Raw genomic sequence first — 11,135 nt, forward strand, 5'->3', positions numbered from 1 at the left:
GCCCCGACGCTGGAGCGCGTGCTGGTCATTCGCGCGAATGGCGGGGATGTCGCGATGGGCGCGCGCGACATCTGGTATCACGACGCCGTCGCCGATGTGGCCGACGATTGCGCGCCAGAACCGATGAACGCCGAGGACCCGCTGTTCATTCTTTACACCTCGGGCTCGACCGGGAAGCCAAAGGGCGTGCTCCACTCGACCGGCGGGTACCTGCTCTGGGCCGCCTTCACCCACGGCCTCGTTTTCGACTACCGGGCGCCCAACGTTTACTGGTGCGCGGCCGACATCGGCTGGGTCACCGGGCACACCTATATCGTCTACGGCCCGCTCGCGAACGGCGCGACGACACTGATGTACGAGGGTCTGCCGACGTGGCCCGATGCCAGCCGCATCTGGCAGGTGGTCGATCGACACCATGTTCACACCCTCTTCACCGCACCGACCGCGCTTCGCGCGTTGATGAAGGAGGGCGATGCGCCCGTTCACGCCACCAGCCGCGCCTCGCTGCGACTACTCGGCACAGTGGGCGAGCCGATCAACCCCGAGGCGTGGCGCTGGTACCACGATGTCGTCGGCGAGGGCCGCTCGCCGATCATCGACACCTGGTGGCAGACCGAGACCGGCGGCGCGATGATCGCTCCCCTGCCCGGCGCGACCGACCTGAAACCCGGCTCCGCGACCAGACCGCTGCCCGGTGTCCAGCCGCAACTGGTGGATGAGACCGGCCAGGTGCTGGACGGTGCGACTAGCGGAAACCTGTGCATCACGGCGTCATGGCCCGGGCAGATGCGCACCGTCTGGGGCGATCACGACCGCTTCTTCCAGACCTATTTCACCACCTATCCGGGCAAGTATTTCACCGGCGACGGGTGCCGACGCGACGAGGACGGCTATTACTGGATCACCGGCCGCGTTGACGATGTCATCAACGTGTCAGGTCACCGCATGGGCACCGCCGAGGTCGAGAGCGCATTGGTGTTGAACCCGCAAGTCGCAGAGGCTGCGGTCGTCGGCATGCCGCACGACGTGAAGGGCCAAGGCATCTACGCCTACGTCACCTTGAAGGACGGGGTGGAAGCGTCCGACGCGCTTGCGGCCGAGCTGAAGCAGTGGGTCCGAAAGGAAATCGGGCCGATCGCCACGCCCGATGCACTGCAATTCGCGCCCGGCCTGCCCAAGACCCGCTCGGGCAAGATCATGCGCCGCATCCTGCGCAAGATCGCGGAAGGCGACACGGGCACGCTCGGCGACACCTCGACGCTCGCTGAGCCCGCGGTGGTCGACGACCTCGTCGCCAATCGCGTCAGCGCCTGAGCAACGAGTGGTTGCATCGATTACGTCACTGCCTTAAGTCACTGACACACTGTTGTAGGGGAAGGGGAACAATGCAACTCTCTGTTTTCGCGCGCCTATCGATCGGCGCCGCGGCACTCGCCATCGCGGCGCCTGCGCTCGCCCAAACCGCCACGCCGGCGTCCGCCGCCGCTGCCAAGGCCGGCCCGCGCTACGGCACGTTCGGCATCGATCTGACTGCCGAGGACAAGTCGGTGAAGCCGGGCGACGATTTCTGGACCTACGCCAACGGCGGCTGGGACAAGCGCACGCCGATCGCCGCCGACCGCACCAGCGCGGGCGCGGGCGTGATCCTGGCCGATGAGGCCGAGGGGCAGGTCCGCGACATCCTGACCGACGCGGCGCGCGACCCTGCCTCGGTCGGGGCCGGCGGCAAGCAGATTGGCGACCTATACGGCAGCTTCATGGACGAGGCCGCGATCGAGCGCGCCGGTACCGCTCCCTTGAAGCCGTATTTCGCGAAAATCGACGCCGCCAACGACAAGACCAAGCTGCAGACGTTGTTCGCCAGCGTCGGCTACGCCTCGCCGATCGAGGTGGGTCAGCTGCCTAACCCCGCCGACCCGACGCAGTACACCGCGATCGCCAGCCAGGGCTCGCTCGGCATGCCGCAGGATTATTACCTGCTGCCGGGCGCCAAGTACGACGCCTACCGCGCCGCCTATCGCAAATATGTCGAGCAGGTGCTGACGCTGTCGGGCGTCGCCAACGCGTCCGCGAAGGCAGACGGGATCGTCGCGCTCGAGACCGCGATGGCGAAGGTGCAGTGGACCCCGGTTCAGCAGCGCGACCTGCAGGCGATGCTGAAGCCGATGGACGCCGCGCAGCGCAAGGCGCTGGCGCCCGAGTTCGACTGGCCGCTGATGCTCAAGACCGCGGGTTACGAGCGTTTTCCGGTCGTCATCATGGGCACCTCAACCGCGCTTACCGCGCTCGGCAAAATCTACGCCGCGACGCCCGTCTCGACGTGGCAGGACTGGATGAAGTTCCGCTTCGCCAGCGCCAACGCGTCGGTGCTGCCCAAGGCATTCGACACCGCCAGCTTCGACTTCTACGGCCGCACGCTGTCGGGGCAGCAGGAACAGCGCGCACGCTGGAAGCGCGGCATTGCGCTGGTCAACGGCGCGATGGGCGAGGCGGTTGGCCAGGTCTATGTCGCGCGCCACTACCCGCCCGAGTCCGAGGCGAAGATGGGCGAGCTGATCGACAATCTGCGCGCCGGCTACAACGAGCGGATCAGCGCCAACACCTGGATGGACGCAAAGACCAAGCAGGCCGCGCTCGCCAAGCTCGCCGCATTCGACCCGCGCGTCGGCCACCCGATCAAGTACATCGACTATTCGAACTTCAACGTCGTGCGCGGCGATCCGCTGGGCAACAACATGCGCGCGGGTGAATTCCAGCACCAGCTCGACCTGTCGTATCTCGGCAAGCCGGTCGACCGCACGCTCTGGGGCATGACGCCGCAGACGGTGAACGCGTACTACAATCCGCTGTCGAACCAGATCACCTTCCCGGCCGCGATCCTGCAGCCGCCGTACTTCGACCCGAAGGCGGACGCGGCGGTCAATTACGGCGCGATCGGTGCGGTGATTGGCCACGAAATGGGCCACGGCTTCGACGACCAGGGCAGCCAGTTCGGCCCGACCGGCAAGTTCGAGAATTGGTGGACGCCCGAGACGCGCGCCGCCTTTGCCAAGCGCACGGGACAGCTCGTCACGCAATATGACGCCTACGAGCCGATCCCCGGCACGCACATCAAGGGTCAGTTAACGCTGGGCGAGAACATCGGCGATCTGGGCGGCGTCGAGGCGGCGTATACCGCGTACCAGAAGTACCAGCAGACGCATGGGCGTGCACCGGTGATCGGCGGGCTGACCGGCGATCAGCGCTTCTTCCTCGCCTATGCACAGGCGTGGCAGTCGAAGGTGCGCGAGGACGCGCTGCGCAGCCGCCTGCTGACTGACCCGCACTCGCCGGCGTACAACCGCGTCAACGGCGTCGTCCGCAACGTCGACGCTTGGTACAATGCGTTCAACGTGAAGCCCGGCGACAAGCTGTACCTCGCCCCCGAGCAGCGTGTGAAGATCTGGTAGCGGAGTGAGGTGCGTAGCTTGAAGCTACGCGCCGTGTCGCGTCAGCGAACACGAACGCTCGGCCGACGTGGCGCAACCAGCGCCACGTTCGACGGCGCGGGATTAACTCCCGCGCCGCGGCCACGCTGGATAGCTACCGAACCCGCACCACCGGAACTGCGGCCGCCCCCGCAGGTTCGGCGCCCATGCAGCTCGATCCCCGCACCACCGCGCTCGTCCTCATCGACCTCCAGCAAGGCATCGTCGCCGGCGACAAGGGCCCGCGCTCTGGCCAAGAGGTAGTCGAAACCGCCAAGACCTTGGCCGACCGCTTCCGCAACGCCGGGGCGCCTGTGATCCTCGTCCACGTCGCCTTCGCGCCCGGTGACGCACCCAGCCGGCAGGTCGACAAGCCCAGCCTGCCCGAGCGCACGCCACCCGGATTCGAGACTTTGGTCGACGGGCTACACCACGAGGGCGACATCGTCGTGCTCAAGCATCACTGGGGCGCGTTCACCGGCACCGAACTCGACCTGCAACTACGACGCCGCGGCATACGCACGATCGTGCTCGCGGGCATCGCCACCAACTTCGGCGTCGAATCGACCGCCCGCAGTGCGTGGGAGCTGAGCTACGACATCGTCGTGGTCGAGAATGCCTGCACCTCGCGCTCAGCCGAACTGCACGATTTCGCGGTCGCTAACATCCTGCCGCAGATTTCGCGCCTTACCAGCACCGACGCGATCAGCTTCGACAGCTAAATCGACGCGGGCGCCTCAAACGCGCTCGCGATGCGTCGATCAACGATTACGCCGGCTCCGCCACCGATGGCCGCGCCTGTCTGAGCGCGTCGAGGAAGCGCGCCGCCCACCACGTCACGTCCTCTTTCTGCACGCCGTCCATCAGCGCTTGCCAGCGCGCGATCCGTTCTTCCTTGGGCATTCTGAGCGCCTGCTGGATCGCGTCGGACATCTCCTCGGCGCTGTACGGGTTGATCAGCAGCGCGTCCTTCATCTGCTCGGCCGCACCCGCGAACTTGGACAGGATCAGCACACCCGGATCTTCCGGGTTCTGCGCCGCGACATATTCCTTCGCGACCAGGTTCATCCCGTCGCGCAAGGGAGTCACGAGCCCGATCTTCGCCGCGCGGTAGATGCCGGCCAGCACGTCGCGCGGATAGCCCTGGTTGACGTAGCGGATCGGCACCCAGTCGACATCGGCATATTCGCCGTTGATCCGCCCCGACAATCCTTCCAGCGAGTTGCGGATGCGGCGGTACGTTTCGACCGACACCCGGCTGGGCGGTGCGATCTGGAGCAGGAACACTTCCTTGCGCTCTTCCGGATGCTCGATCAGGAAGCGTTCGTAGCCCGAAAAGCGCTCTTCCAACCCCTTGGAATAGTCGAGCCGGTCGACGCCGACGATCATGTCGCGCCCGTCTGCGGAATCGCGCATGCGCCGGTACGACAACCGCGCCTGCACCCCGGCGGACGCCTGCGCAAATTCCTTCGCGTCGATCCCGATCGGGTCGGCGAGCAGCCGGACGCAGCGATCGCCTACCCGCGCCACGTCGCCCTCGATCGTCGCGCCCATTTCGTGGATCGCGAAATCGCAGAATGAGTCCAGCCACTCCTGCGTGTGGAAACCGAGCAGGTCGTAGTCGAACATCGCCTCGACCAGCGCCTTGGCGCCCGGCAGCGTGGCGAGCAGTCGCCTGGGCGGCCATGGAATATGCAGAAAGAAGCCAATCCGGTTCTGGCAACCGAGCTTGCGCAGCTCGGCCCCCAGCGGGAACATGTGATAGTCCTGTATCCAGATAAGGTCGTCGGGCTCGATCAGCGGGCGGACGGTCTTGGCGAAGCGCTCGTTGGTGCGCTGATACCCGCCCGCGAAGTCGCGTTCGTACTCGGCCAGATCGATGCGGTAATGGAACAGCGGCCAGAGCGTCCGGTTGGCGTAGCCCTCGTAATATTCCTCGACGTCCTGTTCTTCCAGATCGACGACCGCGGTGGTGACGCCCTGGTTGCGCTGGAAATCGATCTGGCCGGTGTAATGCTCGGTCACCTCGCCCGACCAGCCGAACCAAATGCCACCATTCTCGCGCAATGCCGCGGCGAGCGCGACCGCGAGGCCACCCTGCGCGCCCGAGGTCGACCCCTTGGGCGCGCTGACCCGGTTGGAGATGACGATCAGCCGCCCCTCGCCCGAACGGCTCATCGGATCGCACTCCACGGTTTGCTGAGCATCCCTGCGCAGTTGATCATGCCGACCAGCGAATAGGTCTGCGGATAATTGCCCCACAGCTCGCCGCTGGTGGGGTCGATGTCCTCGGACAAGAGCCCCGCCGCGGTGCAGCGCGACAGCATCTCCTCGAACAGGCTGCGCGCCTCGTCGTGGCGCCCGGTCAGGTACAGGGCCTCGATCAGCCAGAAGGTGCAGACGTTGAACGCGGTCTCGGGCAGCCCGAAATCGTCCTCGGTGTCGTAGCGCAGCATCGTGGAGCCGCGCCGCAAGCCCTTTTCGATCGCCTCCAGCGTGTCGACGAAGCGCGGATCGTCCGCCTCGAAGAAGCGCAGGTCGAGCAATTGCAGCACGCTCGCGTCCAGGTCGTCGCCCGAGAAGGTGGCGGACATGCGCCGCGTGTCCTCGCGCCACGCCGATCGCTCGATCACGTCGCGGATCGTGTCGGCGCGCCCGGCCCATAGCGCCTGTCGGTCGGTCAACCCCAGCCGCTCGGCTGCATTCGCCAGACGGTCGCACGCGGCCCAGCACATCGCGGAGGAATAAGTGTGAACACTCTGACGCGTGCGCAGCTCCCACAGCCCGGCGTCCGGCTGGTCGTAGAACTTCCACGCGCGTTCGCCGACATGCTCCAGCCGCTCGAAATCGGCCGCATCGGCGGGGCGGAACAGGCGGTGGTCGAAGAAGGCGTGAACGCTGCACAGCACGATCTGCCCATAGGCGTCGTGCTGGATCTGCTCCGCCGCCTGGTTGCCGACGCGGACCGGGCCCATGCCGCGGTAACCCGGCAGCAGCGGTGCGACACGCTCGGGCAGATGGGGCTCGCCGAGCACGCCGTACAGCGGCTGGATGTGACCATCGTCGTCACCGTCACCCGCCGCGTCGACGATGTTGCGCAGATAGCCGAGATAGCCTTCGAGCACGTCGAGCGCGCCCAGCCGGTTAAGCGCCTGCACCGTGTAATAAGCATCACGGATCCAGCAGTAGCGATAGTCCCAGTTGCGCTCCGATCCCGCATGTTCGGGCACCGAGGTGGTCAGCGCCGCGACGATCGCGCCGGTTTCCTCGTGCTGGCACAATTTCAGCGTGATTGCGCAGCGGATCACGACTTCCTGCCATTCGAGCGGCACGGCGAGACCGCGGACCCATTGCTGCCACTCCGCCACCGTGTCGTGCAGCATCAGGTCTAGCGTGCTGGCGAAATCGCCGGCGAAGCTCTCGTCGGGGCCGAGGAAGAAGTGCAGCGGCTTTTCGACTCGGAACGAGCGTTCCTGCTGCACCATGCCGATCGGCGCGTTGGTGGTCAGCCGCATCGCCAGCGCGTCCAGCAGGAAGCGGACGTGGTTCGACCCGCCGACCTGCTCGCGGCACGTTCCGCCCAAGCCGCAGGTCGGGCGCAGCCGCATCTTGAGCCGCGGGCTGCCCGAGATCGGGCGGACGATCCGCGCAAAGGCGACGGGACGATAGGTGCGCCCGGTGCGTTCGAAGCGCGGGCAGAAATCGGTCACCTCGATCACGCCGCCGTGCGCGTCGGTGTGGCGTGAGACGAGCACGGGGGTGTTGCGGACATAATGCTGCTCGACCGAGACCGAGTCCTCGACCGCGATCTCCCAGAACCCGCCTTCGGGCGCGTCGCCGCCAAGCAATGCGGAGAACAGCGGATCGCCGTCGACGCGCGGTACGCACCCCCAGACGAAGCGCCCGGCGCGGTCGATCAGCGCGCTGACCTGGCAATTGCCGATCGGCCAGAGATCGAGGTCGCTCATGACAGCGCCTCCGCGCCGCGGCGCAGCCACGCGCGTGCGGCGGGCACATCGTCGAGGCGGTAGCGCGCGCGCGTGTCGCGTGCCGGCCCGATCAGGATGCCAGCGCCACCCAGTTTATATGCGGCGGCAAACGCCGCCTCGTCGGTTACGTCATCCCCCATAAACACAGGACGCGTGGCAGCGCGTCCGGGTTCCGCCATCAATGCTTTCAACGCGCTACCCTTGTCGCCACCCGGCAGGCGCAGTTCGGCGACCATCTTGCCCAGTTGCAGGTGCAGGCCATGCCGATCGGCCAGCGCGGCGGCGAGCGCGCGCGCGTCGGCCTCCTGTTCGGGTGCCTGTCGATAGTGGAGCCCGACCCCGAACGGCTTGTCCTCGACCAGCACGCCGGGCCGGTCACGGGCGAAATCGTTGAGCGCGGAAAGGGCGGCATCGACACCCTCCGTTCGCTCAGGGACGACCGGCGGCTCACCCGCCGCGGCGATCTCCAGCCCGTGGCTGCCCGCGACCGTCAGCGCGACCGGGTCGAGCATCGCGGCGATCTCCGCCACCGAACGCCCGCTGACGATCGCGACGCGTCCGTCCATGCGCTGATGAAGGTCGCGCAGCAGCTGCCTGAGCGTCTCCGACACCTCTACCGCATCGGGTGTCGCCGCGATCTCCACCAGCGTGCCATCGAAATCGAGGAACAGACTGGCGTTCAGCAGCAGGTCGGCGGGCGGCGGCGGCAGCGTATCGGACATGCGCCGCGCCGTGGCGGCTTCGCGTGGAGGGTGCAAGCCGGCTCTTGCGCCGGCCCGCTCAGATCAGGTCAGACCGGCTCCGCGAAGCACAGGATCGACACGCCGATCGGCATCGGCACGCGCCCGACCAAGTGCCGCTCGACGCGGAAGATACGCTCGAACAGCGCGTTAACCGGCGCGGCGGGGGGCGAATCGTCGCTGTCGTCGCGCCCGGTCAGCCGCCCCGCGATCCGCGCCGCGGCGGCGAGCGGGAACAGGATCGAGTTGAAGTAACCGAGCTTGCGCGGGCGCAGCCCTGCCGCACGAATTGCCGCCGCCAGCGTCTTCTTGGAATAACGCCGCTCATGATGGTTGACGACGTCGTGCGCGCTCCACATCCACTGGTGCGCAGGGACCGCGATCAGGATCTTGCCACCCGGTGCCAGGCATTCGCGCATGGCTTTCAGCGCACCAACGTCGTCGGCGATGTGTTCGACGACATCGAGCACCGCGACCATGTCATATTTGCCCCGCTCGACCCCCGGCAGTACCGGCAGCGGCGCGTCGCCAACGGGTTTGCCCAGCCGCGCGCTGGCAATGTCGCGCGCAGCGGGATCGATCTCGATCGCGTCGACCTCGCCGAACTGCGCCAGCATCGGCAGATTGTGCCCCGTGCCGCAGCCGATCTCGAGAATGCGCGCGTCGGCGGGCAGGCGCCCCTCGCGCGTCACATAGTCGGACAGGATGTCGCGGCGCGCGCGGTACCACCAATGCGTGGAATCATGCTCGGCCATGCGGTCGTAGACGCGGCGATCCATCAGACGAACACCAGATATTTGTTGAGAAGAAAGGTCACGATCGTCGCCAGAGCGACCGCGGGCAACAGCGGCACCCAGGGTGCGAGGCCCAGATGCGCGGTGCCGATCCAAGTGACGAGCGCGTTCAACGCCATGCCGCTCGCCTGCACGCCGACGAATTTCAGCTGCTGTGCCGGACCGGACGAATGCGCCCCCTGCCCCTTGAAGCTCCAGCGGCTGTGCAGAAAGAACCCGCACGTCACCGCGACCAGAAACGACGGCGGCACCGCCCAGACGGCCTCGGCGCGCGGCAGCACCCACGCGGTCAGCGGAAGGTAGACCGCCGAGTAGATCAGCGTCGAGATGCCACCCGCGATGCCGAAGCGGACGAGTTGCCAGAACGCCTCGCGCTGGGCAGCGCCGCGTCCGTTCCACTCTTTGTCCAACCGGTCCGTGCCCGCCGTCACCATCTTGCCCTTTGCGCTGCCCCGCGTCAGGAGCGCGGCGGCGGCCGTACTAGCTCGCGCGCGATGAAGGAAGCGTTTTGACCATCTCGATCCGTTCGCTGCTCCGTCGACCGACCGCGGCTCACCCGCTCATCGACCACCCGTGGATCAGGCGCGGCGCGGAGGTGCTCGACCGCCGCTGGATCAACCTGACGCTGATCGCGTGGATCTTCATCGCCGCCTGGTACATCGGCCAGCGCTGGAGTGCGATCCAGTGGCTGAGCCTGGGCGACACCGACGACAACATGCGGTTGATGCAGGTGCGCGCACTGCTCGCCGGGCAGGGCTGGTTCGACCTGACCAACTACCGCCTGAACCCGCCCGTTGGCTTCAACATTCACTGGAGCCGGCTGGTCGACCTGCCGATCGCCGCGCTGATCCTGCTGTTGCGGCCGTTTGTCGGCAATGCCGAGGCGGAGCGGCTGGCGTGCGCCGTCGCGCCGCTGATCCCCTTGTCGCTCGCGCTGATCGGGCTGGGCGCTACCGTGCGCCGGCTGGTGTCGCCACTCGCCTGGCCGCTCGCGATCGCGGTGGTTTTAGTCACCAACGTCGCGCTCGGCATGTACATGCCCGACCGGATCGACCACCACGGCTGGCAGCTCGCGATGCTGTGCCTGACGGTCGCGGGCTTGTGCGATCCGCGCGATGCCCGCGGCGGCGTGATCGTCGGGCTGGCGAGCGCCTATTCGCTGTCGATCGGGCTCGAGCTTTTGCCCTATGCCGCGATGGCGGGCGCCATCATTGCGCTTCGCTGGGTCTGGGACGCGCGCGAGCGCACCCGGCTCGCCGCCTACGCCTTGTCGCTCGGCGGCGGCACCGCGGCGGGGTTCGCAGGGTTTGCCTCCTACGCCAACCGGGTGATGCGCTGCGACGCGCTGACGCCGGTGTACCTGTCGACGGTGGTGGTCGCCTCGGCGCTGCTGCTCGCGCTCGCTTTCTGGTCGCCGCGCCAGCGGGGCGTACGCATCGCCGCCGCGCTGGTCGCGGGCGGGATCGTCGCCGCCTTCTTCGCGCTCGCGTTTCCGCAATGCCTGGGTCGCCCGGAACAGGTATCGCCCGAACTCTACACCAGCTGGCTCGCCAACGTGCGCGAGGCGAAGCCGATCTACAAGCACCCGCTGCGCAGTGCCGCGCCGATCGTCGCGCTACCGATCATCGGGCTCATCGGCGCATTGTTCGCGACTTGGCGTGCGCGGCGCACGCCCGCACTGCTCGGGTGGACCTGCGTTGCGCTGTTCACCGCCTTTTCCTGCCTGATGCTGTTGTGGCAGGCGCGCGCCGGACCCGCGGCGCAGCTGATGGCAGTGCCCGGGGCGGTCGCGCTCGCGGTCGCGATGCTGCCGTGGATCGCCGGGCCGCGCTGGTGGCCGGCCAAGCTCGCCGCCGCCGCGATGGCCTATGTGCTCGTCTCGGGCTGGTTCATGACGCTCGCGGTCCGCTACCTGCCGATCGATCGCCCCAACGCCTATGTCACCCGCGTCAATCGCGCGACCGGGCGCTGCCTGACGATCCCCGCGATGCAGCCGCTGAACGCTATTCCGGCGCAGACGGTGTTCACCTTCGTCGACCTCGGCCCGCGGCTCATCACGCTGACTCACCACGACGCGATCGCGGGGCCGTACCACCGCAACGGCGACGCGATCCTCGATGTCCAGCACGCCTTCAGCCGATCGCC

General features: G+C 67.4%; 9 protein-coding genes. 4 read left to right on the forward strand and 5 right to left on the reverse strand.

Annotated features, from left to right (window positions below; genetic code table 11):
* The 3 genes from QZ847_RS00840 to QZ847_RS00850 form a co-directional block, all read left to right on the forward strand.
* On the forward strand, window positions 1–1,314 hold a 1,314-nt coding region (locus QZ847_RS00840), incomplete at its 5' end, for an acetate--CoA ligase (RefSeq protein ID WP_294352220.1).
* A 71-nt stretch (window positions 1,315–1,385) separates the two neighbouring features.
* Complete coding sequence (locus QZ847_RS00845; protein ID WP_294352222.1) at window positions 1,386–3,449, forward strand: M13-type metalloendopeptidase; 2,064 nt, start codon at window positions 1,386–1,388, stop codon at window positions 3,447–3,449.
* 185 nt (window positions 3,450–3,634) lie between these two features.
* Entirely contained in the window at window positions 3,635–4,189 is a 555-nt protein-coding gene (locus tag QZ847_RS00850; protein ID WP_294352225.1) for an isochorismatase family protein, read from the forward strand.
* 46 nt (window positions 4,190–4,235) lie between these two features.
* On the opposite strand, the gene otsA is transcribed toward QZ847_RS00850, so the two are convergent.
* The 5 genes from otsA to QZ847_RS00875 all read right to left on the reverse strand — a co-directional run bounded on the left by otsA (window position 4,236) and on the right by QZ847_RS00875 (window position 9,400).
* A complete protein-coding gene (gene otsA, locus QZ847_RS00855) occupies window positions 4,236–5,645 on the reverse strand; it encodes an alpha,alpha-trehalose-phosphate synthase (UDP-forming) (RefSeq protein ID WP_294352226.1) in 1,410 nt (469 codons plus the stop codon).
* Entirely contained in the window at window positions 5,642–7,435 is a 1,794-nt protein-coding gene (locus tag QZ847_RS00860; protein WP_294352228.1) for a glycoside hydrolase family 15 protein, read from the reverse strand. The genes otsA and QZ847_RS00860 overlap by 4 nt, the downstream gene beginning before the upstream one ends.
* A complete protein-coding gene (gene otsB / locus QZ847_RS00865; protein WP_294352230.1) occupies window positions 7,432–8,178 on the reverse strand; it encodes a trehalose-phosphatase in 747 nt (248 codons plus the stop codon). The genes QZ847_RS00860 and otsB overlap by 4 nt, the downstream gene beginning before the upstream one ends.
* Window positions 8,179–8,246: 68 nt before the next feature.
* Window positions 8,247–8,975, reverse strand: coding sequence for a class I SAM-dependent methyltransferase (locus QZ847_RS00870; RefSeq protein WP_294352232.1), 729 nt, complete (start codon window positions 8,973–8,975; stop codon window positions 8,247–8,249).
* Window positions 8,975–9,400: a GtrA family protein gene (locus QZ847_RS00875; protein WP_294352234.1), complete on the reverse strand. Its 426-nt coding sequence runs from the start codon at window positions 9,398–9,400 to the stop codon at window positions 8,975–8,977. Before QZ847_RS00875 ends, QZ847_RS00870 begins: the two co-directional genes overlap by 1 nt.
* Before the next feature lie 167 nt (window positions 9,401–9,567).
* Between QZ847_RS00875 and QZ847_RS00880 the strand changes: the two genes are divergently transcribed.
* Window positions 9,568–11,135 (forward strand): AcrB/AcrD/AcrF family protein (locus QZ847_RS00880; RefSeq protein ID WP_294352236.1); only part of this gene is annotated, 1,568 nt, incomplete at its 3' end.

Origin of the sequence: uncultured Sphingomonas sp., from assembly GCF_913778135.1 — a bacterium.
Taxonomy (GTDB): Bacteria; Pseudomonadota; Alphaproteobacteria; order Sphingomonadales; family Sphingomonadaceae; genus Sphingomonas.

Excerpts from the sequence above, each read along its gene's own strand:
- QZ847_RS00845 (WP_294352222.1), top strand. The coding sequence starts at position 1,386 with ATGCAACTCTCTGTTTTCGCGCGCCTATCGATCGGCGCCGCGGCACTC.
- QZ847_RS00850 (WP_294352225.1), top strand. The coding sequence starts at position 3,635 with ATGCAGCTCGATCCCCGCACCACCGCGCTCGTCCTCATCGACCTCCAG.
- otsA (WP_294352226.1), bottom strand. The coding sequence starts at position 5,645 with ATGAGCCGTTCGGGCGAGGGGCGGCTGATCGTCATCTCCAACCGGGTC.
- QZ847_RS00860 (WP_294352228.1), bottom strand. The coding sequence starts at position 7,435 with ATGAGCGACCTCGATCTCTGGCCGATCGGCAATTGCCAGGTCAGCGCG.
- otsB (WP_294352230.1), bottom strand. The coding sequence starts at position 8,178 with ATGTCCGATACGCTGCCGCCGCCGCCCGCCGACCTGCTGCTGAACGCC.
- QZ847_RS00870 (WP_294352232.1), bottom strand. The coding sequence starts at position 8,975 with ATGGATCGCCGCGTCTACGACCGCATGGCCGAGCATGATTCCACGCAT.